This is a genomic window from Acinetobacter sp. YH12063 (assembly GCF_013419715.1).
GTDB classification, from domain to species: domain Bacteria; phylum Pseudomonadota; class Gammaproteobacteria; order Pseudomonadales; family Moraxellaceae; genus Acinetobacter; species Acinetobacter amyesii.
The window spans coordinates 37,524-63,211 of record NZ_VOZO01000004.1; the positions used below are offsets into that span (position 1 = coordinate 37,524).

A 25,688-nucleotide genomic window follows, 5' to 3' on the forward strand; every position below is an offset into this window, starting at 1 on the left:
ATATAAGAAAAATAAATTAACTTTGTCACTTAATCCGAAAATATAGATGATGAGAAATAATTTTGTATTTTCTGAAATTTTTACGTTAATTTGTCGCAATTGGAACGCGAAGTTGAATTAAATAATGTCAAATGAAATTCATGGATCGCACGCTGATAGCGGCGATTTGAAACGAAGCTTGTCCAACCGACACCTGCAATTGATTGCGATTGGTGGTGCGATTGGTACAGGTTTATTTATGGGGTCAGGAAAGACCATCAGTTTAGCTGGTCCGTCCATCCTTATTATCTATATGATTATTGGTTTTATGGTTTTCCTCGTCATGCGTGCATTAGGCGAGTTATTACTATCAAATCTTGAATATAAATCTTTTATCGATTTTGCAACCGACTTAATCGGCCCGTGGGCAGGCTATTTTGTGGGTTGGACCTATTGGCTGTGCTGGATCACTATAGGGATTGCAGATTTATCGGCCATTATTTATTACCTGCAATTCTTTAATGGAGGTAACCCGTTCTCGCCCGAAGAAGGGGTGATGATCAGTGTTGCCGCCATTGTGTTTATCATGGGTTTAAACCTTGTTACGGTTAAACTTTTTGGTGAGTTAGAGTTTTGGTTTGCACTGATTAAGATTATTGCAATCGTGGTGCTCATTGGTGTCGGTCTTTGGATGATCTTTACCGGATTTACCTCATCGACAGGTGAAATCGCATCATTCACGCATTTATGGTCACATGGTGGTCTATTTCCAACAGGTGTAACCGGCTTCTTGGCAGGTTTCCAGATCGCCATTTTTGCCTTTGTCGGCGTGGAACTCGTCGGTACTACGGCTGCAGAAACCAAAGATCCAGAGCACAACTTACCTAAAGCTGTGAACTCGATTCCGATTCGTATCATTATTTTCTATGTGCTTGCACTTGTGATTGTGATGTCCGTTACGCCATGGAATGCCATTGACCCAAGCATTTCACCATTCGTGAACTTGTTTAGCCAAGCCGGTATTGCTGCTGCTGCCATTATTATGAACTTGGTGGTGTTGTCATCGGTCATGTCATCTATGAATAGTGGTGTGTTCTCGACTTCACGTATGTTGTTTGGTTTATCTCGTGAAGAGCAAGGTCCAAAAGCGTTTGGTCGTCTAAACTCACGTGCAGTTCCTGCAAATGCATTGTATTTCTCTGCAGTTTGTTTACTGTTGGGTGCGGCATTACAGTATTTCGTACCGAACACGGTTGAAGCCTTCACATTAGCAACCACACTGTCTACGATTTTATTTATCTGCGTATGGCTCATGATTATCTGGAGCTATATCGTTTACTATAAAACTCGTCCTGAGTTACATGCGAAGTCAACCTTTAAATTACCGGGCGGCTTATATACCTGCTGGCTTGTGATTATCTTCTTCATCGGCATGATTTATGTCTTGTCGCTAGAAGCAGATACCATGAAAGCGCTCATGGTGAGCCCAATTTGGTTCATCATTTTGATTATTGGTTATTTTGGTTTTTATAAGAAAAAGCACCATTAATTTACATTTTTGATCTGATGTAAAAACATAAAAAGTTGCTCCTGAGGGGGCAGCTTTTTTATTTGGATATGGACTTATTTTAAGTTAAAACAGACTGTTTATTAGCGTTTCGATTTGTATTAAACAGCATTCAAATTGATAAGCTATTTCAGTGAAATCAATAGCCTGATCGAGCTAGAAATAAAGACAAATAAGGATTGAAAACAGCACCATCAAATTTTGCTTAAATTTAGTGCAGAATGGCAAAAAGCTCACTTGGAATTACAGGGCTTTTCTTTTATCCGCGGGTTGATCACGTTATACTCGGAAAAATCTTTTCATTAGGTACGTTTATGTATCGTTTTATGAATTATAAAATTATTGTATTAGCAAGTGCTGTGCTGCTGACCGCTTGTGGTCAGTCTGGTGCATTGCATTTACCTTCAGATGCCAATGCAGATAAGCGTGCAAAATATCTGATTTATCCAGATACGCTTGCACAGCAAAAGCAGGAAAAACAAGCGGCTCCTGTTGCAACTGAATCGGAATCTTCAAATTCTAACCCTACACCTTAACGCTTTTATAGAAAGGATACTTTCATGAGTTTCACCCGTACGAATGGGGTATTGCATGCAGAGCAATGTTCTTTACAACAGCTTGCACAGCAATATGGCACACCGCTTTATGTTTATTCAAAAGCTACTTTTGAAAAGCATTATTCAGATATGGATCGTGCATTTAGCTTTATCGACCATCAAATTTGTTTTGCGGTAAAGTCAAACTCTAATCTTGCGGTGTTAAACGTACTTGCCAAGCAGGGCGCTGGTTTTGATATCGTGACGGGTGGAGAACTCGCACGTGTGTTAAAAGCCGGTGGTGAAGCTTCTAAAATTGTATTCTCAGGTTTGGGTAAAACTGAAGCCGATATCCAAAAAGCATTGGACGTGGGTATTGCATGTTTTAACGTTGAATCACATGCAGAGTTGGATCGAATCCAAAAAGTTGCTGCTGCAATGGGTAAGAAAGCACCGATTTCATTGCGTGTAAATCCAGATGTGGATGCTAAAACCCATCCTTATATCTCTACGGGTTTAAAAGAAAATAAATTCGGTATTCCTTCAGACAGCGTTTTTGAAACTTATGCGTATGCGGCATCATTGCCAAATCTTGAGATTATCGGGATTGATTGTCATATCGGCTCACAGTTGACTGAAACTCAGCCTTTTGTTGATGCACTTGATCGTGTCATTGTAATGATCAATCAACTGAAAGAGATGGGTATTCATCTAAAACACATCGATATTGGTGGTGGTTTAGGCGTGACTTACAAAGACGAAGTTCCGCCAACTGTTGAAGAATATGCTCAGGCAATGCGTCCGGCTTTAGAAAAATTAGGCCTTAAGGTATATATGGAGCCGGGGCGTAGTATTTCTGCAAATGCAGGTGTGTTGTTAACCAAAGTTGATTTACTCAAACCGACCAATCATCGTAATTTTGCCATTATTGATGCTGCTATGAACGACTTAATCCGTCCCGCTTTATATGAAGCATGGATGGATATTCAGGAAGTAACGCCTCGTACTGATACAGAAAAGAAAGACTGGGATGTTGTTGGTGCGATTTGTGAAACCGGAGATTTCCTCGGAAAGCAACGTCATTTGGCGATTCAAGAAAATGATGTGCTTGCAGTATTGGGTGCGGGTGCTTATGGTTTTGTCATGAGCTCAAACTACAACAGCCGCGGACGTGCTGCTGAAGTGATGGTTGATGGTGATCAGTCTCATTTGATTCGTGAGCGTGAAACCATCGAATCCTTATGGGAACGTGAACGTTTATTGCCTTAAGGAGAAATTCGAGATGTTATTAGAATTTACCAAAATGCATGGCCTTGGCAATGACTTTATGGTGGTCGATCTAATTAGCCAACGGGCTTATTTAGATACAGTGACGATTCAGCGTTTGGCTGACCGTCATTTTGGTATTGGTTTTGATCAGCTTTTGATTGTAGAGCCACCTGATTTGCCTAATGTCGATTTTAAATATCGTATTTTTAATGCAGATGGTTCGGAAGTTGAACAATGCGGTAATGGCGTACGTTGTTTTGCGCGCTTTGTGCATGAACGTAAGTTGACCAGCAAAACCAAAATCAAAGTACAAACCAAGTCAGGTATCGTAGAGCCTGAATTAGGTGCGAATGGTTGGGTGCGCGTCAACATGGGTTATCCACGCTTTTTGCCGCATGAAATTCCATTTATTGCGGAAGAGCCTGAAAACTTATACGACATTGCATTGGCGAATAATGAACAACTCACCATTGATGTGGTGAGTATGGGTAATCCGCATGCAGTGACGATCGTTCCTGATGTCATTACTGCAGACGTCGCTAAAATTGGTCCACAAGTCGAATCGCATGAGCGTTTTCCACAGCGTGTAAATGCAGGTTTTATGCAAATTGTGGACGAGAAACATGCACGCTTACGTGTATTTGAACGTGGTGTCGGTGAAACTATGGCCTGTGGTACAGGTGCTTGTGCAGCGGCAGTATCAGGTATGCGTCGTGGTTTATTAGCTAATTCGGTCGAAATAGAGTTGGCAGGTGGTAAGCTGCAAATTGAGTGGCAAGAAGGTGGTGTGGTTTGGATGACTGGACCAACTGCAACAGTTTACGAAGGACGCTTAGATTTAAGTTACTTCCAAGGTTAAAATCAAAGCCCTGATTCATTCAGGGCTTTTTTCATAAAATAAAAAGTGAATAAAAAATTATAATTCAATTGGATTGGAATCAACATGGAACAAATAAACGAAGAAATAAAAGAAGAAATCTTAGAACAACTTTTTCATAAAGCCTTACATGAACCCGCGTATCGACCCGAATTTTTAGCTCAGTTATTGGCAGCCAATGTGTATTGTGTGGGAACAACAGGGGGACGTGATTCACGTATTGCCGAAGATTTGATCTTGGATGAAGGCGACAGCGTTCAATTGAAATCATGGGAAGATGAGACTTATGATTGCGTCATCCCGTTTTTTACGTCCTTGGAAAAAATGCGGTTGGCAATATCTGAAAAGGAGTCGTATATCCGGCTACCAACCAAGGCATTATTTGAAATGACCTTGGGGGCAAGGCTTGTATTGAATCCTCAATCACCTGATGCGACGAAGGACTTTGTACCAGAAGAAATTCAACATTTGCTGAACGATCAGTATATTCAGCCCTCAGAAAACTATGAAGTTACGGAAGATACGGAGGTTTTAATTGGTCAGCCGGCGGAATATCCTCAGTTTATGATTGATCAATTAAGCATTTTTTTCGGCACAGAGCGTGTGGTAAAAGCTGCTTATTTGGCGCAAATGCTGAATCAAGCTCGAGATGATTCACCAACTTTACTCATCGGACTAGATTTAGAGGCGGGATTGTCTGAACAACAAATTCAAGATTTGCACAGTAAAATTGGTCGTATCACACAGGATAGTTTTAAAGAGCAATGCCCAGTGGATTTAATCCATGTCAATCCGCACAGTGTCGATGGTGTAGAAGGGTATTTGCTTAATGAAACGCAAGCTTTTTACCAACGTGTTGATGGTAAGCCTAAGGGGTTCTTTGCTAGACTCTTTTCATAAAACAGATATGTAAGATCGCTTTAGAGAACGTACCACAACGCTAAAGCACATGTTGAAATGGGAGAAGACAGGTGACGATGGATCAGAGTCAACTACTGACTATGTGGTTGAAGGAACGTGAAATTCAAAATCAGTCTAAACATACATTGCAAGCGTATGAGCGTGATGTCAGTGATTTTCTCCAATTTTGTACAATACGCAACTTGCCACTGCATGATGTTGAAAAGTCAGATCTGCGTGAATTTGTTGCTCATAAAGTGGAACAGTTTCAGCTCAGTCCAAGTAGTTTACAGCGCATGTTATCTTCGATACGCCAATTTATGAAATGGGCAGAACAAGGAAATTATCTCAATTTTAATCCTGCAGATGATTTTCAGCTCAAACGCCAATCACGTCCTTTACCTGGATTGGTCGATATTGAAACCATTAAACAAATCATGGAACAGCCTGAGCCAGAAAGTGAAATTCAACGGCAGCTTTGGATACGTGATAAAGCGATTTTGGAGCTGCTATATTCAAGTGGTTTACGTTTGGCTGAAGTGCAGGGCTTAACCATTCGAGATATTGATTTTAATCGCCAACTGTTACGTATTACGGGTAAAGGGAATAAAACGCGCATTGTACCTTTTGGTTCTAAAGCCAAAGAGGCTGTGATGCATTGGTTGCAATTATATCCTGCATGGCATGGTGATTTTGTCCCAGAAGCCCAAGTTTTTATCACTCAAAAAGGTAATCCACTGGGGGTAAGACAAATAGAAAATCGAGTTAAATTTCAAGCTCGACGTGCAGGTGTAAATGTCGATTTACATCCGCATTTATTACGACATTGCTTCGCTAGCCATATGTTGTCCAATAGCGGTGACTTGCGTGCTGTACAAGAAATGTTGGGTCATAGTAATTTAACCACTACACAAATTTATACCCATGTGGATTTTGATCGATTGGCACAAGTTTATGATCAGGCCCATCCAAGGGCACAGCATAAAGATTCGTAACAATTGCAAAAACGACTTTGGTACTCAGTGGTCTAAATTTTGCTTAAATTCACAGGCTAGATTTCACATTTTGCATCCTAAAGTGGTCTACTTCATGAAAATTAAATAAGGATGTGAAAAAATATTGGTAAAATTGACCGACATTTTGAACTATTGTCGCATTATAAAAATTCAAATTATCGGGTATAAAAATTGTCCATTATTGAATTGACGTAAGTGCTGAAGTGAAATTCGCCATTTACTAAATTGCTGTACCGTTAAAAATATATAGGCCATACCATGATTTCAGATATTCAAGAAAAATATGACCAGTTAAATGGTCAGCAAAAAGAAATTTTTGCAGGATACGGCTTACGCCAGATCAAACACTTTGTTGAAATCAGTTTGCCTGAAGTAGAAGCTGTATTGCCTGAAGGTGCGCAGCTACAAGGGATTAATGCCGATGGAAAAGTTCAGGCGTTTAATGCGGCGACGGGCCAATACTTTATTTGGATTTCGGATAAACAATGGCAGCTTACCAATAAAGCAACTGCTAAATTTGACAGTAAAGAAGATGCCCTCACCATTTGGCGTATTTTTGATTTGGCACAATATGAACTTATTGACCTAAGCCACATCCATCGTGACTTTTTGGAAAATCAGCCAGCCTAAACCATTGGTCAAATAAACAACTCATGGGCTATCTTCATTGGTTTTGGATGTTTAGCCCTTATATCACCCGCACCATGACATGTTGTGATGCTTATGAGCAGAGCGTTAAAGTGTCTACCTCGTTTGGTTTTAAGCTTTCAAATAAACATTTGAGATAAGCTAGTGGACGTCTTTGCAAAACTTATGATGCTAAACAAAATCTCTAAATGTAAACCCATTTTGCTGTTCAGTAATCAATTCGCTCAGTTTTGATAGCGAGAGCCTGTAAATCCAATCAGTCGTATTCTTGTTTAAGAAATTAAGCTCAAAGGCTCCTTAGATTGTGTTCGTTCATTTGCCGCAAATCATTATTTTTCTTTGCTTAAAATATAAGTAAATACCGCATTGCTAGGTATTTGCATTCGAGGCTGTGAAGGTAATCCGTCACTACATTGCCAAGCTTGTAGTTTCAGCCTCGTCGTTTCTGATGCTTGAGTTGTTCCTTGGCAGACCAATTTCTGTTTATAAATCTTCTAGCGGTAACTGGAAGCTTTGTTTGATGATTTGGCTTGGTAAATCAGTCTTTACACTGGTGATGCCATTTTTCTTGGTTAAGTGAGTAGACTGAAATTTGCGGTAACTTTCTAGGTCAGGCACCACTACTTTGAGCATTGCATCGCACTCACCCAAAATAATGTAGCACTCCATGACTTGAGGAAGTTCTTTCATTGCTTCGATAAAGGTATCGATGGTTTCAGCATCCTGCCCAGTCAACCAAATACGAGAGAATAAAATCAATTGAAAGCCAATCTTTTGTGGATCGACCACGGTGGTGTAATTCTGAATCACACCTGCCTCTTCGAGTAATTTGACCCGACGTAAACAAGAAGAAGGAGAGAGTCCGATTTCCTTGGCTAAGTCATTATTTTGCATGCGACCATTATTTTGAAGTGCGCGAATGATATTTTTATCAATACGATCTAGTTTAACTAGAATTGACTTAGAAGATGTCTTCATAAAATAGAATATAATTCTAATAATAATATCTATTATAGAATATTTGATATCCTATTTTAAAGCGATTCAAACATACTAATTTCACTTTCAGGACATAGAAAGGGAAAATTGAAATGTCTGTATTTGCTTTGTTTGCCTTAACGGTAATTCCCCTTATTTTCACACCAGGACCCGATATGCTTTTTATCCTGTCACAAGTGATGGGTAAGGATGCAAAAGCAGGCATGATGGCAACTGTAGGTGTGTGCTCAGGTTATTTGGTTCACTCGATTTTGGTGGCATTGGGTATTGCTGCGATTATCGTGTCATTTCCACTACTGTTTGAAACAATCCGCTGGTTGGGGATTGCTTATCTTTTATATTTGGCGACGCATTTGCTACGTTCAGTATTTAGCAGTAAAAAATTAAGTATTGAGAAAAAGTCAGCGTCCAACCCGATTAAAAAAGGCTTTTTTACGGCTTTGCTGAACCCGAAAGGTATGTTGATTTATTTTGCAATTTTGCCGCAATTTATCGATAAATCAGCGAATACTGTGAGCCAAGGTTTGATTTTGTCCTTCATTTTTATTGGGCTGATATTTGTGGTGTATTGTAGTTTGAGTGTGGTCTTTGCACGTATTACACAAAAAACTCAAATTGATGAACGCAAACAAAAGTGGATCGATGGTACATCAGGCGGTTTATTGGCTCTTGCTGCGACATGGTTAATTGCCAATTAAAAACAGCAAATGTAAATAGAAATAATTGCCTTAACTAAAACCTTCGTGAAGGCGGAGGTTTTTTTATATGTGGTGAGTATCGACACATATTAAGAATAAGAAAGAGAGAAAAACCCACCAATTAGCTTCGGAAAAGTGAAATTAGCGCTAAATTCATTAGGCTTCTATCTTAAATGACAAGTTTAGATATGTTGCCGAATGTGTAGAGGGAAAGCTCTATTTCAGAAAGATTGATCGAAAATTGATATTAAATCAGATCTTTTGATGAGCTAAATCAAGTAAAAAAATAATAAAAATCAATGCTTAAAAAATAACTGAATAATGCGTTTTTTTGGATAACTGAACCATTCTTTAAAAAATGTGAACGATAAGTTCAAGGAAATTACGCTTTTTTACAGGTCTTTCGATAATTGTGACTTGACCGAAATGCCGTACACATTGCAAGATAGGGCACCTAAAAAATTTAAAGTGAAGAGTTAATATAACTTTTCTCAACATTTACATTTGCTAAAACAGCCGAGGATTACATGAAGGCTCTTGTTGCTGTAAAACGTGTGGTTGATGCCAACGTTAAAGTTCGCGTTAAGCCGGACAACAGTGGTGTTGACTTAACGAACGTTAAAATGTCAATTAACCCGTTCTGTGAAATCGCAGTGGAAGAAGCGGTTCGTTTAAAAGAAAAAGGAACTGTTTCAGAAATCGTTGTTGTTTCTATTGGTCCTAAAGAAGCTCAAGAACAAATCCGTTCTTCTATGGCGCTTGGTGCAGACCGCGGTATCCTTGTTGAAGCTGACGACAGCCAGTTAGGTGCACTTGAAGTTGCAAAAATCCTAAAAGGTGTTGTAGACGCTGAACAACCTCAATTGATCCTTCTTGGTAAACAAGCAATTGATGACGACTCTAACCAAGTTGGTCAGATGCTTGGTGCGCTTTTAGGTGCTGGCCAAGGTACTTTCGCTTCAGAAGTTAAAGTTGAAGGCGATAAAGTACAAGTGACTCGTGAAATCGACGGTGGTTTACAAACTGTTGAACTTGCACTTCCTGCAATCATCACAACTGACTTACGTTTGAATGAGCCACGTTATGCTGCTCTTCCAAACATCATGAAAGCGCGTAAAAAACCGCTTGATACTAAGTCACCTGCTGATTATGGCGTAAATCCTGCGACTAAGCTTAAAACTGTTAAAGTTGAAGCTCCTGCAGAACGTAAAGCGGGCGTACAAGTGAAGTCTGTAGACGAGCTTGTAGATAAATTGAAAAACGAAGCGAAAGTGATCTAATACAGAAGGATAAAAATCATGAGTATTTTAGTTATCGCTGAGCACGACAACAAAGCACTAAATGGTGCAACTCTTAACGTTGTTGCTGCAGCGCAAAAAATCGGTGGTGATATCACTGTATTAGTAGCTGGTTCAGGCGCTCAAGCAGTTGCTGACCAAGCGGCTAAAGTAGCTGGTGTAAGCAAAGTATTGCTTGCTGACGACGCTGCTTATGCAAACCAATTGGCTGAAAACGTTGCTAAATTAGTTGCTTCTATCGGTGCGGGTTACACTCACATCCTTGCTGCTTCAACAACAACAGGTAAAAACGTACTTCCACGTGCTGCTGCGCTACTTGACGTAAGCATGATCACTGACATCATTGCTGTTGAAGGTCCTAAAACTTTCAAACGTCCAATCTATGCAGGCAACGCGATTGCAACTGTAGAGTCTGGCGAGTCTGTTGTGGTTGCGACTGTTCGTGGTACTGCATTTGATGCTGTTGCAAGCGAAGGCGGCTCTGCTGCAGTTGAAGCTGTTGCATCTACTGGTGATGCTGGTATTTCTAAGTTCGTTTCTGAAGAAATCGTGAAATCTGAACGTCCAGAATTAACAGCTGCGCGTATAGTTGTTTCAGGCGGTCGTGGTGTTGGTTCAGGTGAAAACTATCACACTGTACTTGATCCATTAGCGGACAAGCTTGGTGCTGCGCAAGGCGCATCTCGTGCTGCTGTTGATGCTGGTTTCGTACCAAACGATATGCAAGTGGGTCAAACAGGTAAAATCGTTGCTCCTGACTTGTACATCGCTGTAGGTATCTCAGGTGCGATTCAGCACTTGGCAGGTATGAAGGAATCTAAAGTGATCGTTGCGATCAACAAAGACGAAGAAGCGCCAATTAACTCAGTAGCTGACTACTGGTTAGTGGGTGACTTGAACACTGTAGTTCCAGAATTAGTATCTAAAATCTAATTTCTGAACGCAGTTCAAAACGCTCCTAAGCTTATGGTTTAGGGGCGTTTTTATTGTTTGAAGAATTAGTAGGTCTTCTTGGCAATGTTTAATCGATTAATTATACGTAAATGTACATATATAAATTGCACTTAGATGTTTCATGCTTATGAGGGTAGTGGATTCTTAGTTTAGTAGTTCAAAATTCATATAGTGTTTCTTATTATTGGTATTAGACACTACTGTAGCGTAAGGTATTTGTATGTTAAAACTTAAATGGTAAGTAAGCAGGCGCAATCGCTTGGTAATAGGATGGAAATTAATAAATTATAAAAAATACAAAGATTTAAAATAAAATAATAAAAATTTATCCTTCAAGTTTGAATCTTAAACTTAAAGCAAGCTTAAAGGATTGTATATTTTGTGTTAACATTGCTTTTTTATTGAACTTGCCCTTTAGGCTGAGTCTCCCTTTGAAATTTGATTTTCAGTTACCAGTCAGTGTATTGGTGCTGATGATCTGCTGTTTACTTTTTCCTGTTTTACAAAGTATCTCTTTTCCTTTATTTGATGGAATGACTGTTACAGCAGTTGAATCGGTCCAAGCATTGTTATTGCTGTTTTTTGCGATTTTTACTTTTTTCTATATTCGACCACTTGAAATGCAAGATGGAAAGAAACAATTTTGGTTGTGGGCTGTCGCATGGTGGTTGTTGCTATTTGGTCGTAGCATTAGCTGGGGGGCGTGACTATTTCCCTGATGCGCCTAAACCGTATTTTCGTTTAATTTCGGTATTCATGATTGCACCAGTCGTCTTTATGCTATTTTCGCCTTATTTGCGTCAAGAAATTGTACATAAACTAAAAACCTTGGCTTTGCCAATTTGTCCATTAGGCTTGGTGATATTGGGCTTACTTATTTCTGATGCAGTTGAGCATAGTCGAAGTCTTAGTTTTTTATTTTTGTACGATTTGGCTTATAAAGATTTCATCGAAGAAGTTTATGAATTTCTGCTTATTTTAGGTTTGTTTCTAACAGCATACCCATGGATGCAGCAGGATCATGTGCCTCAAGAATTAGAGGTTATGCAATATCATAAAGAGTGATTTTTATCACATTTATGCCCCTAAATTTGAAGCTTCGAAAAGAAATCTTTTGAACATTAAACAACCTCTATTCGTAGAGGTTTTTTTCACAGCAAATAAAATCAAAATGCTTAAAATAAATACAAAAAATCATGGTTCTAGTGCAAGATGATTGGCACAAAAATCAGGGTTTTTATGCTATACTGTCCGACTTGATTTTTGATATTGGTTCAGTGTTTTTTGAACTAATTTTTACAGATTTACGATATATAAATGCGGGCAGAATTCTGCTTGTATAACAAGGAGTATGCATGAGCGTATCGGAAATTAGACCGATTGCCATTGAGGATGAACTGAAGAGCTCATATCTCGATTATGCAATGAGCGTGATTGTGTCACGTGCGTTGCCAGATGTCCGAGATGGTCTCAAACCTGTTCACCGTCGTGTGCTTTTTGCAATGCACGAATTGGGCAATGACTACAACAAAGCTTACAAAAAGTCTGCCCGTGTAGTCGGTGACGTCATCGGTAAATATCACCCACATGGTGACTTAGCTGTATACGAAACTATTGTTCGTATGGCTCAAGATTTCAGCTTACGCTACCAATTGGTTGATGGTCAGGGTAACTTCGGTTCTGTCGATGGGGACAGTGCAGCAGCAATGCGTTATACCGAAGTTCGTATGCGTAAATTGACCCACGAACTTTTAGCGGATCTTGAGAAAGATACCGTAGAGTGGGAAGACAACTACGACGGTTCTGAACGTATTCCACAAGTCATGCCAACACGTGTGCCTAACTTGTTGATTAACGGTGTAGCTGGTATTGCTGTAGGTATGGCAACCAATATGGCTCCGCATAACATGACAGAAGTCATTAATGCATGTCTTGCTTATGCCAACGATCCGCACATCAGCATTGAAGGATTAATGGAACACATTTCTGGTCCAGACTTCCCTACAGGCGGTATCATTTACGGTAAATCTGGCATTGTCGATGCGTACCGTACTGGTAAAGGCCGTTTGCATATCCGTGGTAAATATCACATTGAAGAAGACCAAAAATCGGGCCGTAGCACGATTGTCTTCACTGAAATTCCTTATCAAGTCAACAAAGCAAAAACCATTGAACGTATTGCTGAGTTGGTCAAAGAGAAAAAACTTGAAGGTATTTCTGAACTTCGTGATGAATCAGATAAAGAAGGGATGCGTATTGCAATTGACTTGAAGCGTGGTGAAAACGCTGAAGTGATTGTAAATAACTTATTCCAAAATACCCAATTAGAAAATTCATTCAGCATTAACATGGTCTGCCTCGATAATGGTCAGCCTAAGTTAATGAACTTGAAAGATATTATCGCTGCGTTTATCCGTCACCGTCAGGAAGTGGTTACACGCCGTACCATGTTCGAATTGCGTAAAGCACGTGAACGTGGACATATCTTAGAAGGTTTGACGGTTGCTCTGGCAAATATCGATGCGATCATTGAAACCATCAAAACATCTGCAAACCCTAGCGAAGCACGTGAACGTTTACAAGCGGGCGAGTGGGCAGGCGGTGGTGTTGTTGCATTGCTTGAAAAAGCGGGTGCGGTATCTGTCCGACCAGATGAAATTGAAGGCGAAGATCCAGCACGTCCATTTGGTTTAACAGGTGATATTTATCGTCTGTCTCCAACCCAAGTAGGTGCGATCTTAGAACTTCGTTTACATCGCTTAACTGGTCTAGAACAAGACAAGTTACAAGCTGAATATACAGAAATTCTAGGTCAAATTGCTGAATACACTGCAATTTTGAACGATTTTAACTTATTGATGAATGTAATTAAAGAAGAATTGGCTTTAATCCTTCAACAATATGGCGATGCACGTCGTACCGATATCGTGGAATCACGTATCGACTTCTCTCGTGAAGATTTAATCCCTGAAGAGCAAATGGTACTAACTGTTTCTAAATCAGGCTATGCAAAAACTCAACCATTGTCAGACTACGCTGCACAGCGTCGTGGTGGACGTGGTAAGTCTGCAACTTCAATGAAAGAAGACGATTACATCCAGCATTTGATCGTGACTTCAAACCACGCAACAGTGCTTTGCTTTACCAATGTAGGTAAAGTTTATCGTCTGAAAGTCTATGAAGTACCTCAAGCATCTCGTGGTGCGAAAGGTCGTCCAATGGTGAACTTATTGCCATTAGATGAAAACGAAACCATCACCGCTATTTTACCTGTGGTTGATGCGCCGAAGAAATTTAAAGAACGTTTGGCTGACTTTAAAGCATTTGTAAAAGCCAATAGTGCGCAGTTACAAACCAATGAAGTGATTAATAGTCATTTTGCTGGATTAGAAGCTGCACTTGCTGAGACTGAAGACGGTGCAGATGACTTGTCTGATGCATTACGTGTTCAATTGAAACAGTTGGGCTTAGAGCTTTCTACCACTGATCTTGATGACGAAATCATCAATGACTTTGCACAGCAAGCAGAAGCCGTTCGTAAAAACTTCTACGTATTTATGGCAACAGAATACGGTACGATTAAACGTGTTGAGTTAGAACAATTCTCGAATGTTCGTTCAAACGGTCTACGCGCGATTGAACTCAATGGTGATGACACTTTAATTGGTGTTGCCATTACCGACGGCGAACAACAAATCATGTTGTTCTCAAACGAAGGTAAAGCCATTCGTTTTGCAGAAACTGACGTGCGTTCAATGGGTCGTTCTGCCAAAGGTGTCCGTGGTATGCGCGTGACCATTGGTGCAGCAGCTCAAGCTGAAGACGCTGAGGATGCGGATGTAGAGTCTGATGATGAAGATACCTCTGATTCAGCTCTCATTAGCCGTATAGTGTCATTGGTGGTTGTTCCGGAAACTGGTGAAGTACTTTGTGCTTCAGCTAATGGTTATGGTAAACGTACACCAGTAGATGACTTCCCAACCAAGAAACGTGGCGGTAAAGGTGTTATTGCAATTAAAACATCTGAACGTAACGGTGAGCTTGTTGGTGCTGTAGCGATTGATGCGTCTAAAGAGCTAATGTTAATTTCAGATGGCGGTACGTTGGTTCGTACACGTGCGTCTGAAGTGGCACAAACAGGTCGTAATGCTCAAGGTGTTCGTCTGATCCGTTTAGGTGAAAGCGAAATCTTAGTCGGTGTTGTGGCGATCGAAGCAGTTGAAGAAGACGAAACTTTTGAAGAAGTGGAAGCAATCGAAACTGAGCAACTTGTAGATGACTCAACGATTATTGATCAAAATGACAATGAATCAGATCTCAATGAGCCTGAAGAAGACTAATTGAAGATTGAGAAAAGAGGGCGCTACGGCGTCCTTTTTGATAGATGAATAGTATTAACAAAAATTTATATAAACAAGAATAGTGACTTAAATGTATTTCAAAAAATTAATTAGAACCAAAGGAATAGTCATTTGTTTTGCATTAATGGGATGTAGTGAGCCGACGTCTGTAGAGTTTAATGAAGGTATAAAAAAAGAATCATCTATTCCTTATAAGCTGACACCTTTGCAACTTAAACACATTGAGCAATTGTATGTTGCTATACGTGATAAAGATTTAGATCAAATCCAGAAAATAACAGATGAGAAGTTTTATCAAGCTTTGTTAGAAGATCCAACATTACTACCAGAAATATCTTCATATATTCCATATTTTGAAAAAGTTTTAGATTATAAAATGTTGGAATATAAAAGTATTAAAAATAGTGTGCACGGTGAACTAATTGAAGCAAACCTTAAGTATGAATACGAGCAGCAAACTGTATTTTACACCGTATTATTTAAACAAGATGATCCTTTGGCTAAAATTATCGGTAGTCATCTAAAGTTGGTACTTAAATAAACCCTTAGAATTTTCAGTGGTACTTTATTTAAATACATTAAAAGTGAAGCTCATTTACCTTGCGTAAGTGAACAGAGTTTAATTTAATGTATTGTCAACAAGTTGGAAAGAGAAAAGTTAAAGAGATATCTTAATTTTAATATCAACTTTGAAGTTTTATATATACTCAAAAGCTTAAATTAGGAATAAGTGTGGTTATGAAGGCAAATTTTTTGTTACTAGGTTGTGTCATAGCGTTGTCAGGTTGTGACCAAATTGGCCAAAAAGCATTAAATGCAATACCAGACCCAAGTACTGAACAGACTGAAGTTGCCCAAGCTGCCTATGATCAGTTGCGTGAAGGCAATTTTGAAAAGCTGTACACCTACTTTGAACCAGAACTCAAAGCCAAGTTTGAACAGAATGAAAAAGAGCTGCGTAAATTTGCACGAGGTATTCCGAAACAAGATTACTCACGCAAAAATATAGTGGCTAAGCACATTGAAAAATCGACTGAAAAACCGTCTTTATATACGGTCACTTATGAGTACGGTTATACCAATAAAAACCTTGTACAGTATGATGTAAGTTTTGATAAACCCGCAGGAAGTAACAAAATTCGAGATTTTAATATTTCAGTTTTTGGCGAAAAAAATAAATAAAGTTTGGAAAAATAAAACAAAGCTGTAAAAAAGGACGCCGAAGCGTCCTTTTTTATGACATAAAATTAAGCGGCATCTTTTAGATTAGCAGCATAATTTTTTTGTTTTTCAGTATCAAATTGGCCTTCCCATTTACTGATCACCAGTACCGCAAGCGCGTTACCAATCACATTCAGTACAGTACGCGCCATATCTAAAATACGGTCAATACCTGCAATGAATGCCAGACCTTCGAGAGGAATACCGACACTGCCGAGAGTCGCCAGCAAGACCACGAAAGAAACGCCAGGTACACCTGCAATCCCTTTAGAGGTAATCATCAAGGTCAGTACTAGAATCACTTGTTGGGTGATTGTCAGATCAATCCCGTAAAGCTGAGCAATAAAGATAGCTGCAATACTTTGATATAGGGTCGAACCATCGAGGTTAAATGAATAGCCAATTGGAATCACGAAACTGGTAATCGGTTTCGGAGCACCGTAAGCTTCCATTTTTTCCATAATACGGGGGAGGACAGTTTCAGAACTTGCAGTTGAATACGCGAGAATCAATTCATCTTTTAAGATCTTGATAATGGCCCAAACACTGAAGCCACAGAATTTAGCAACTGCACCTAATACAATGAAAATAAAGAAGAAGATTGCACCATAAACTAAAACTGCGAGTTTAAGCAGTGGCACAAGTGAGCTGAAGCCGAAATTCGCAACAGTTGCAGCAATCAAGCCGAATACACCAATAGGTGCAAACATCATGATCATGTGCGTAACTTTAAACATCGTTTCAGAAACAGCGGTCAACACTTTAATTAAAGGTTGTTTTACTTCCTGATCAAGCGCACCTAAACCTACGCCAAACATCACAGAGAAAAAGATGATTGGGAGCATTTGACCACTAGTCAAAGCTGCAAAAAAGTTAGATGGAATAAGTGAAAGTATTGTTTGAATCAAACCATGAGAATGTTCACTGACTTCATGTGTTGTTTCTTGATACTTTGAAATATCGACTTGCGTCAATGCAGACATATCAATGCCGGCACCAGGTTGGAATACGTTGGCTGCAACTAAACCGACTAAAATAGCAACAGTGGTAATGATTTCAAAATAAATAATCGTTTTGAAACCTAGTTTACCTAAGTTACTACCGTGACTTGTATTGGCAATACCTAAAATAAGCATCGACACAACAAGCGGAATAACGATCATCTTAATAAGATTAATAAAAATTGAGCCCAAAGGCGTCAAAAAGTTATTAACTAAAGCATCACGATATTCAGGAGAATAGTGTAGGAAAGCACCAACAAGTATACCTAGAATGAGAGCAATCACGATTTGCCAGGCAAGGCTCACCTTAATCTTTTTCATACATCAGCTCTTATGTCAGATTTGGGAGAAAAAAGCCCACAGTCATCCACGAACAAATGTTGCAGACAGACTGAATCCGCCATGACAAAAAGTTCTGAATAATTTGGGAGATAAATACGATAATATTTTGCAGTTTATATGAGAATACAGCCAACGATTTTGATCAAAACCAAACTGTTTGATCGATAAATTATCATTTTTAGTTGTATAAGCGATTTGATTATTAAGTTTAATTTATAAAACGAATAAAATTGAGTTATTAATAAACACTTCACAAAATTTCTGATTTGCCTAGAAAGATCGAAAAACTAAATGTGAGCCTGTATTTTTCATTTTTATATAGAAGTTTGCTTTATACTTGTCAGGCAGATAAATCAGTGAAAATTCTATAAATCACACAGATTATCCGAAATAAATTTTAACTTTATATTTTTTAATAATAACCAGAGGGCTTGTACGGTGTTGAAAAAATTAGTCGTCATCATCGCTTTAATCTTACCTATAACGGCTTGTGAGAAAATTGGCGATTTCTTGATTGCAAAATTCGAATCAAGCCTACCAAGTGAGACAAGCTCACAGCGTACTAAGTCAGAAAAATTATTCGCAGCACTACACCAACCCCATCAAGACAGCTTTTTGGCATTGGTTGAAGAAAATGTTCGTGATGCGATGCTAGCAGATCCAGAGCTGTTTTCACGTATGAAAAAGCTGATTCCTGCAGGTCAAACTAGCGCTGAAGCGCAAGTGATTCAGCGAATGGCAAATACTCGGCTGGGAGAAGGTAAGACCACAACAATTGTGTATAAATATGATTATCCGCAAAAAGAACTGTATATGAGTGTGGTCTTTGCAGGTCATGATGGGGACGATAAAGTGAAAGGATTCTGGCTTGAAAACGCTGCAGAAAAAGAATCAGATGATTTGGTTACTGAGATCACTTCAGATGCAGATGATTTTGATATTCAAGTGGATGAGGCATCGACTGTGACGCCAACAGCATACAGTTAATTGGCGACAGAAAGCATTAAAATTTCAGACATGCTAAGAAGCAAAGCGTTCGAGTCCATGATGAATAGGTTTGAACGCATTTCGCTTGAGACCAGACATGTCTTACAGCACAAACAGTTTTATCTTTTGGCAAACTTTAAACGCCAGACAGCAAGACATAAAAAAATCAGTCCAATACTTGTGAGGTAAAGCAGTTTTGGGGTGACGATTACTGTAGGCACACCCATCTGATTGAGTTGAAGGAACATTTGAATGCCTTGGGTCGAAGGTAATGCTTGAGCGAGTATTTGCATCCATTCAGGCATAGCTGCATGTGGCCATGCCGTTCCCGAAAGTAGAAATAGCGGAATAGAACTAAAAACGATGACATGTCCTGCACGTTCTGGCAGGTCAAGAAAGGTGGCTAGATAGAGCGTCATCGCAATAATACAACTGAGGAAGATGGGTACAGCAATGAACATGCCACAAAAATTTCCACCGCGTGGATAATCATTCAGCCAAAAGGTAAAACCAAATAAATAGAAGCATCCCAACGTTCCAATGGTCAAAATACACAAGAAGATGCCAGCCAATTGTGTATAGCTCGGACGCCATGCTGTGTTTTGTCGATAGGTCGCAATAAGCATGCACAGACCCAATAAAATCGTCTGATGAATAATTAAGGGAGCAACCGCTGGGAAAATATAGCTGCCGTAGCCTGAAAGTGGATTAAACAATGGAATCTTATGGATAGATAAAGCTGGGCTAAAATCGGATATGTTCTGGAATTTTTCTGCATATTCGCCGAGAGCATTTTCCATCGAACTGGCTAAACCTAAGCCAATTTTTTGCGTCTTTAGAAAGTTTGCAGCACTGAGATATAAACCAATTCCACCGGTTTCACCACGGCGAATGCTATTTGAAAGATTACTCGGCAGCAGTAAAATCCCGTCAGCTTGCTGACTTCGGAGCATATTTTCAGCTTCCGCAAAATTACCAGTCACAGCTCGAATTTCTACATTGGGACTATTGGCTACAGCACCAATAATCGTATTGGTGAGTATGCTTTGTTCCTCATCCACCACAATAATGGGGAGCGATTCCGCGTGTTCCGCTTGATAAGCAATGGGATAAAAAAAACTATAAAGAAAAACAGAAAGCACCAAAGTGGTAAAAATCGAACTGTGCTTCACAATATCTTTAAAGCTTTGAATATAGTATCTGAGCAAAGTTGATAGAAATGACACGATTTTATTCATATGATTTGCTCCTTCAGTACTTTCCGTAAAAAGAAGCTGGCAAGAACCAAATAGAACAGACAGTAAATGATCAGAGTGACAAGCGGTGTGATTGAAATAGAGATTGGGCTACCAATGACCCATTGTTCTGTTTGTAATTTGGCATAAGGCGTATAGGGAATAATATTGGCCCAGAATTTTGTAAACATCGGCGCGTTATTCAGCGGCAATGTCACCCCTGCAAAACTCAGTGATGAGCCCCCATATACCGCAATAAAACCAAAGGACTTGGTGAGATCACGTGTCGCCAAAACTACGGTAGAGCTGATAAAGGCATAGGCTGTATAAAAAAACAATTGCCCGAGCAAAATGAGCAATAATGAACCCTGAACAAACCACCCTCGAAACACGATTAGCCACAACATCCACGCCCATGTCCAAGCGGTAAAAATGAAAACATAACTAAGATTTTTAGCGATTAAAGCTTGAAAGACAGAAGTCGGTTTCACCCATTGATTTACAGTGCCATATTTGATTTCTTGACCGACCGAAAATGCGACGCAGCAACACAGTAATAAATGCAGAATCGCAGGAATCATGTACGGCTCTAAATAGAACTCATAATTTAAACCTGGATTATATAAGGGCGAAATTTTGACATTGGGTGTCGGTGCATCGAGGTAGGGAATTGTATTTTCTAAATACTGATGACCACTAAAATCGGCCATGGCTTGCAATGTACTTAGCAGCATGGCTGATGAAATACTATTGCCGACACTAAAATAGCTTTGGTTATAGGCAATGCTGACTTCTGCATCTTTTGCTTGAACCAGTCGTTGCTCTGCACCAGCAGGAATATGAATATAGCCCCAAATTTGAGTCTGATTTAAAAGCTTTTCAGCATCATCCATACTGGGTGTAATGGTGGCTACTTTTAAGGTATGGTTCAGCTGCGCAAAATGAGTAATGTTACGGCTTAAACTGCTTTGATCTTGGTCTATGATCGCGATGGGTAAATGATCTGGTTTGCCTTGAGCAAACATATTGGTAAAGAGCAAAATCACAAGGGCAGGGGCAAGTGTGACCATACACAAGTCCCATTTATGCTGCATCAAATAGCGAAACTCACGCAGAATGCCCCTAAACATTATTTACGCTCTTCAATTTTAAACAAAACGCTCATACCCACTTTTAAGTCAGCAATCGGCTGAGCGGGTTTCAGTTGGACTTTAAAACTACGAATGTCATAGCCGCCCGTTTGCCGCGTGGTTTTAATCGTTGCAAATTCACCTTCGGCTTCGATGTGATCAATTTTAAACTCGGCAGATTTGTTTAGCGCCGGTATAAATCCTTGCATGGTCTTGAGTTGATACACTTGAGCATACTGGTCTTCACGGACATTTAAGCTAATCCATAAGCTATCATCTTGAATCAGGCTTACAACGGGCACACCCATCGCAACTAATTCTGAAACTTTGCCATAGGTTTTTGAAATGGTGCCATTGGACGGTGCAAACAATTTGGTTTCAGCCTCAAGTGCATTTGCTTCGGCCAACGCGGCTTGCGCAATCTTGACTTGGGCATCTGCCGAGCTTTGTTGTTGCGGTGTACTGCCACGTTTTGCACGCGCATATTGTTGATAAGACGCTTCTGTCATTTGCGCAGCAGACACTGCGGCAGCTTGCATTTCATCACGGCGTTGTCGTGAAATCACACCTTCTTTATAGAGGTTTTGACCACGTTGGTAGGTGGTTTGCGCCAATTGTTGCTGTGCTTTTAGACTTTGCCAATTGGCATATAAACTATCAATATTTTCTTGTTGAGAGCCACGTTCAGCTGTGGATTGCAGTGCTTGCGCAGATTGGAGAGCAGCTAAAGCCTGTTGTTTCTTTGCATCGACTTCGGGGCTGGTTAAACGAACCAGTGCTTGACCTGCTTGTACTTTTTCACCGTCATGCACATATATTTCTTCGATACGACTGGGTACTTTGGTACTAATGTGGATGGTTTCTGCCTCTACTCGACCTTGTAATTCAACCTGTTTAGGCTGATAACTTTTCCATAGACCAAATGCGATCAATGCCAGAAGCAGAACTAAGACAATGCCAATCACGAGCTTGATCAAAGCAGATTTATTGCGACTTTGCACTGAGCTTTTTTTCGTCTCTGCATCGGTATTAGTCGCCACTTTTTCTTGAGTATCGTCAGCAGTATTTGCTGTAGACGAAACGTTTGAACTCGAGACATTGGATTGGGATGTTTCAGCTTTCGCGGAGGCATCTTCTTGGTGATCAGTCGGTTCCTGATTCATATGGTTTCCCCTCGGCTAAGCTTAGCGAATATAGTCGGTGTGTGATTGATTGATATAGCTTTGGAACTGGTCAATGCTCCCGTGACTTTGTAGCAGTGTTGCGAGTGACATCACGTATTTATAAGCATTAAGCGCCATTTCACTTTGTAGCCCGTTCAATGCATTTTGTGCATCAATGACTTGTGTGGCCGTACCCATATCTTCCTTAAATGAAAGCTGTTGAATTCTTAAATTTTCTTGAGCAGCTTTTAGGTTTTGCTGTAACAACAGGTGACTTTGCTGAGCGCTGGTGACTTCATTAAATGAGCTATAAATCAGGCTTTCAATTTCTTGTTTGGTACGCTCAGTCATTAACTCAGATGCATAGCGTTGAAGTTCAGCAGCTTGTACGGATTTGTTTTTATCAATACCTGAAAATAAGTTGTAGCGAGCGGCAACACCAACGATCCAGTTTTGTTTATCGTCAAGACTATATTCACCAAAGGCAAAGACGTTGGGTTTTTTTGCTGCGCTTTGGGCTTTCACATTAGCACCAGCCAATTGACTGTCCAATTGCATTTTACGCACCAAACTAGACTGATCCTGATAACTTTTTAGTAAGGCGGTTATATTTTGATTGTGTTGCTGATTGATAAATAATGGCGTTGTAAGATCAGTAATTTGGCTGCTTTGCATTAAGTTGTTTAACTTAAATAAGCTAGAGCGGAGATTCGCTTCAGTATTTTGAAAAGTTCTGAGTGCATTATTCTTCGCCACTTCAAATTGCATACGCTGGCCTTTGCTAATAAAACCCTGTTGTTCCATTTTGAGCGCATTGGCATAGTGTTGTTGCATCGCATTTAAATTGAAGCGGCTGCTTTCGACTAATTTTTTTTGTAATTGAGCATTGAAGTAGGCTTGGATTAATTCAAAACGTTGCACATCTTGTTGTTGTTCACTGCTTATCGCGCTGCGTTTGGCTTGAATATTGGCAATTTCCTTGGCGCTAGACGTTAACCCACCGGTATACAGCGGCATCATTACGGAAACGGTAGGGCGGATCACTTGATCATCTAAGACCACTTGGGAAGAATCTGGAATTAATTCGACACCATCACGGATTGGCTGTTGCAGACTGTTTAATGGGTCTGCCAAATCACTCGGTAAGCTTTCATCAATTTTATTATTAATGCCATTACTCAGCGTTTGTTCTAAGTTGTTTTTTAAGGCGCCGAGAGGAATATCGAGTTCATTATGAAAGGCATAGGCACGGACGTTTAAATCCACACGAGGTAAACCAAGGCCTTTAATGGCCTGAGCTTGAAGTTCGGCAGATTGTTGTAGCGCTTGGTTGGCCTGAGTACTATACGAGCTGGTGAGTAGACTTTGTTCTGCTTGGCTATAACTGATACTTTGCGCAAGTACGGTGGGGCTAAAAAAGCCACTGAAACAACCAAGGCCAAGCAGCAATCCTGAACGAAATGTATGTTTAATTTTTATAGAATAATCTGTTCGAGGTAAAGGCATAAAAACACACTCACAGCTGGGATGGGTTCATTATAGTCATTGTGATGAAGTTGGGTAAATTCACTAAGTTGTTGTATTGTTTCATATACATATGTAAATAAATTTTATCTTTGCAGCGCACGTCATTTTCGCACATCAAGACCTTAAATTAGCATCAATTCAAGGGATAAAAAATATCAGTAAATCTAATAATTTGAATTAATAAGAATTAATTTTGATCTTTATTGAAAATTTGACTTCAAATGTCAGACAGCATTGGAATATTTTCAGCTTTAACTACTGCAAGCACGCGTCAGATATGGTTAAATGCCATCATTTTATTGTGTTTCACTTTGAAAGGAAAACTCATGCGCGCGTACAACTTCTGTGCTGGTCCTGCTGCATTACCCACTGCCGTTTTAGAAAAAGCTCAAGCTGAAATGCTTGACTGGCAAGGCAAAGGCCTTTCGATCATGGAAATGAGCCACCGTAGTAAAGACTATGTCGCTGTGGCAGAGAAAGCAGAAGCTGATCTTCGTAAGCTGATGAATATTCCAGACAACTATAAAGTGTTATTCCTTCAAGGTGGCGCATCACTTCAATTCTCTGCGATCCCATTAAACCTATTGGGTAAAAAAAGCAAAGCAGACTATATCCACACTGGTATTTGGTCTGAAAAAGCGTTGAAAGAAGCACAGCGTTATGGCGACATTAATGTTGTTGAAGCGGGTACCACCATTGACGGTAAACTTGCGATTACTGATCAAAGCACTTGGAACTTATCTGATGATGCGGCTTATGTGCATTATGCAGATAATGAAACTATTGGTGGTCTTCAGTTTGCCAACATTCCTGAAACGGACAAACCATTGGTTGCCGATTTTTCATCGAGCATTTTATCTGCACCATTAGACGTATCTAAGTTCGGTTTAATCTATGCAGGTGCTCAGAAAAATATTGGTCCTGCTGGTTTAACTTTGGTGATTATTCGTGATGATTTATTGGATCAAGCGAAAGCAGATATTCCAAGTATCTTGAAATATTCAGCTCAAGCGAAAAATGGTTCAATGGTGAATACACCTTCAACTTATGCATGGTACTTATCTGGCCTCGTTTTTGAATGGTTACTTGAGCAGGGCGGTGTAGACGCAATTTATAAAGCGAATATGGCAAAAGCTGAATTACTTTATGGTTATATTGATTCAAGCGATTTCTATGCAAATCCAATTGCAAAAGAATTCCGTTCAATCATGAACGTACCATTTACTTTGGCGAATCCAGAATTGGAAAAACAATTCTTGAAAGAAGCTGAAGAAAACCACTTGCTGAATTTAGCTGGTCACCGTTCAGTGGGTGGTATGCGTGCAAGTATTTATAATGCTGTTCCGCTAGAAGGCGTTCAAGCACTGGTTAACTTTATGGATGACTTTGCAAAACGCAACGCATAATCCTAAAGGCATAAAAAAACCGGCAAATGCCGGTTTTTTTATTGAATAGATTAAAAAATAAAAGTATGTAACACGTATGCACAAATCAGCATACCTAACATAAAAAATAAGCAGGACATTGGCTCGATTTGATATCGAGATTCCATGTGATGGTCAACTTGCGATAAGTTTTCTTCTTGCACGACTTTCATAGATATTCTTTCCGATCTATTTATCGTTAATTACTATTTCTTAAACGCATTTTTAACATAATTATTTGATTAAATAAAGTACTATCTGCCATAAACTTACTAAACTATTTAGTTTATTTAAAAATAAGCAACCGAATTGCTAAATTTAGTTTCATAAATTTCCTATCTTATTTATTTATATTAGATTTTTATATTTTATCTTTTGCAGATGGATTTATTTAGCAGCATTATTTTGAATTTAATATTGTGGATAAGTTATTTTAATTTGAATTTAAAAATAGAATAAATCGACTGGCTTGTGGATAAAAAATATTCAATCATTTAAATATTCAGCGAATACACATGATTAGCGAGAAGTAAAAAAACCACACTGAGGCGGCTTT

At 39.4% G+C, this 25,688-nt stretch carries 22 protein-coding genes; 16 read left to right on the forward strand and 6 right to left on the reverse strand.

Annotated features, from left to right (window positions below; genetic code table 11):
• Positions 1 to 124 precede the first annotated feature (124 nt).
• From FTU12_RS05515 to FTU12_RS05545, 7 genes are all read left to right on the forward strand, one after another.
• Entirely contained in the window at positions 125 to 1,528 is a 1,404-nt protein-coding gene (locus FTU12_RS05515) for an amino acid permease (RefSeq protein ID WP_078192075.1), read from the forward strand.
• A gap of 344 nt (positions 1,529 to 1,872) precedes the next feature.
• Positions 1,873 to 2,082: a lipoprotein gene (locus tag FTU12_RS05520; RefSeq protein WP_373684138.1), complete on the forward strand. Its 210-nt coding sequence runs from the start codon at positions 1,873 to 1,875 to the stop codon at positions 2,080 to 2,082.
• 24 nt (positions 2,083 to 2,106) lie between these two features.
• Positions 2,107 to 3,351: a diaminopimelate decarboxylase gene (gene lysA, locus FTU12_RS05525; RefSeq protein WP_180003346.1), complete on the forward strand. Its 1,245-nt coding sequence runs from the start codon at positions 2,107 to 2,109 to the stop codon at positions 3,349 to 3,351.
• A gap of 13 nt (positions 3,352 to 3,364) precedes the next feature.
• The gene (dapF, locus tag FTU12_RS05530) at positions 3,365 to 4,210 is read left to right on the forward strand and encodes a diaminopimelate epimerase (RefSeq protein WP_111883917.1); all 846 of its coding nucleotides are present in this window, start codon (positions 3,365 to 3,367) and stop codon (positions 4,208 to 4,210) included.
• An 84-nt stretch (positions 4,211 to 4,294) separates the two neighbouring features.
• Complete coding sequence (locus FTU12_RS05535; RefSeq protein WP_180113933.1) at positions 4,295 to 5,128, forward strand: enhanced serine sensitivity protein SseB C-terminal domain-containing protein; 834 nt, start codon at positions 4,295 to 4,297, stop codon at positions 5,126 to 5,128.
• A 77-nt stretch (positions 5,129 to 5,205) separates the two neighbouring features.
• The gene (locus FTU12_RS05540; RefSeq protein WP_180113975.1) at positions 5,206 to 6,123 is read left to right on the forward strand and encodes a tyrosine recombinase XerC; all 918 of its coding nucleotides are present in this window, start codon (positions 5,206 to 5,208) and stop codon (positions 6,121 to 6,123) included.
• Between the two features lie 279 nt (positions 6,124 to 6,402).
• A complete protein-coding gene (locus FTU12_RS05545; RefSeq protein ID WP_218949190.1) occupies positions 6,403 to 6,774 on the forward strand; it encodes a hypothetical protein in 372 nt (123 codons plus the stop codon).
• A 501-nt stretch (positions 6,775 to 7,275) separates the two neighbouring features.
• Here FTU12_RS05545 and FTU12_RS05550 read toward each other — a convergent pair.
• A complete protein-coding gene (locus FTU12_RS05550; protein WP_078190405.1) occupies positions 7,276 to 7,770 on the reverse strand; it encodes an Lrp/AsnC family transcriptional regulator in 495 nt (164 codons plus the stop codon).
• A gap of 113 nt (positions 7,771 to 7,883) precedes the next feature.
• Here FTU12_RS05550 and FTU12_RS05555 point away from each other — a divergent pair, with 113 nt between their 5' ends.
• From FTU12_RS05555 to FTU12_RS05585, 7 genes are all read left to right on the forward strand, one after another.
• Positions 7,884 to 8,489, forward strand: a complete 606-nt coding sequence (locus FTU12_RS05555) for a LysE family translocator (protein ID WP_180023307.1) — start codon at positions 7,884 to 7,886, stop codon at positions 8,487 to 8,489.
• A gap of 527 nt (positions 8,490 to 9,016) precedes the next feature.
• A complete protein-coding gene (locus FTU12_RS05560) occupies positions 9,017 to 9,769 on the forward strand; it encodes an electron transfer flavoprotein subunit beta/FixA family protein (protein WP_180026694.1) in 753 nt (250 codons plus the stop codon).
• A gap of 18 nt (positions 9,770 to 9,787) precedes the next feature.
• On the forward strand, positions 9,788 to 10,720 hold the full coding sequence (locus FTU12_RS05565; protein ID WP_111883923.1) for an FAD-binding protein: 933 nt from the start codon (positions 9,788 to 9,790) through the stop codon (positions 10,718 to 10,720).
• A gap of 648 nt (positions 10,721 to 11,368) precedes the next feature.
• The gene (locus FTU12_RS05570) at positions 11,369 to 11,806 is read left to right on the forward strand and encodes a hypothetical protein (protein ID WP_257227288.1); all 438 of its coding nucleotides are present in this window, start codon (positions 11,369 to 11,371) and stop codon (positions 11,804 to 11,806) included.
• A gap of 290 nt (positions 11,807 to 12,096) precedes the next feature.
• A complete protein-coding gene (gene gyrA, locus FTU12_RS05575; protein WP_180113934.1) occupies positions 12,097 to 15,081 on the forward strand; it encodes a DNA gyrase subunit A in 2,985 nt (994 codons plus the stop codon).
• 91 nt (positions 15,082 to 15,172) lie between these two features.
• Positions 15,173 to 15,643, forward strand: coding sequence for a hypothetical protein (locus tag FTU12_RS05580; RefSeq protein WP_162689711.1), 471 nt, complete (start codon positions 15,173 to 15,175; stop codon positions 15,641 to 15,643).
• A gap of 197 nt (positions 15,644 to 15,840) precedes the next feature.
• A complete protein-coding gene (locus tag FTU12_RS05585; RefSeq protein ID WP_180023310.1) occupies positions 15,841 to 16,284 on the forward strand; it encodes a DUF3887 domain-containing protein in 444 nt (147 codons plus the stop codon).
• Between the two features lie 65 nt (positions 16,285 to 16,349).
• Here FTU12_RS05585 and gltP read toward each other — a convergent pair whose 3' ends face one another.
• Positions 16,350 to 17,645: a glutamate/aspartate:proton symporter GltP gene (gene gltP / locus FTU12_RS05590; protein WP_078190399.1), complete on the reverse strand. Its 1,296-nt coding sequence runs from the start codon at positions 17,643 to 17,645 to the stop codon at positions 16,350 to 16,352.
• 459 nt (positions 17,646 to 18,104) lie between these two features.
• Here gltP and FTU12_RS05595 point away from each other — a divergent pair, with 459 nt between their 5' ends.
• Positions 18,105 to 18,653, forward strand: a complete 549-nt coding sequence (locus tag FTU12_RS05595; RefSeq protein WP_180113935.1) for a hypothetical protein — start codon at positions 18,105 to 18,107, stop codon at positions 18,651 to 18,653.
• 119 nt (positions 18,654 to 18,772) lie between these two features.
• On the opposite strand, the gene FTU12_RS05600 is transcribed toward FTU12_RS05595, so the two are convergent.
• Genes FTU12_RS05600 through FTU12_RS05615 form a run of 4 tightly spaced genes read right to left on the reverse strand, consistent with a single transcriptional unit; the run spans position 18,773 to position 23,687 of the window.
• A complete protein-coding gene (locus tag FTU12_RS05600) occupies positions 18,773 to 19,891 on the reverse strand; it encodes an ABC transporter permease (protein ID WP_180113936.1) in 1,119 nt (372 codons plus the stop codon).
• Positions 19,888 to 21,018 carry an ABC transporter permease gene (locus FTU12_RS05605; protein ID WP_180113937.1) on the reverse strand — a complete coding sequence of 377 codons (1,131 nt, stop codon included), beginning with the start codon at positions 21,016 to 21,018 and terminating at the stop codon, positions 19,888 to 19,890. Before FTU12_RS05605 ends, FTU12_RS05600 begins: the two co-directional genes overlap by 4 nt.
• The gene (locus tag FTU12_RS05610) at positions 21,018 to 22,181 is read right to left on the reverse strand and encodes an HlyD family secretion protein (RefSeq protein WP_180113938.1); all 1,164 of its coding nucleotides are present in this window, start codon (positions 22,179 to 22,181) and stop codon (positions 21,018 to 21,020) included. Before FTU12_RS05610 ends, FTU12_RS05605 begins: the two co-directional genes overlap by 1 nt.
• A 21-nt stretch (positions 22,182 to 22,202) precedes the next feature.
• Positions 22,203 to 23,687: a TolC family protein gene (locus tag FTU12_RS05615; RefSeq protein WP_180113939.1), complete on the reverse strand. Its 1,485-nt coding sequence runs from the start codon at positions 23,685 to 23,687 to the stop codon at positions 22,203 to 22,205.
• Between the two features lie 347 nt (positions 23,688 to 24,034).
• On the opposite strand from FTU12_RS05615, the gene serC reads away from it, so the two are divergent.
• Entirely contained in the window at positions 24,035 to 25,114 is a 1,080-nt protein-coding gene (gene serC, locus FTU12_RS05620; protein WP_180113940.1) for a 3-phosphoserine/phosphohydroxythreonine transaminase, read from the forward strand.
• The last annotated feature ends 574 nt before the right edge of the window (positions 25,115 to 25,688 follow it).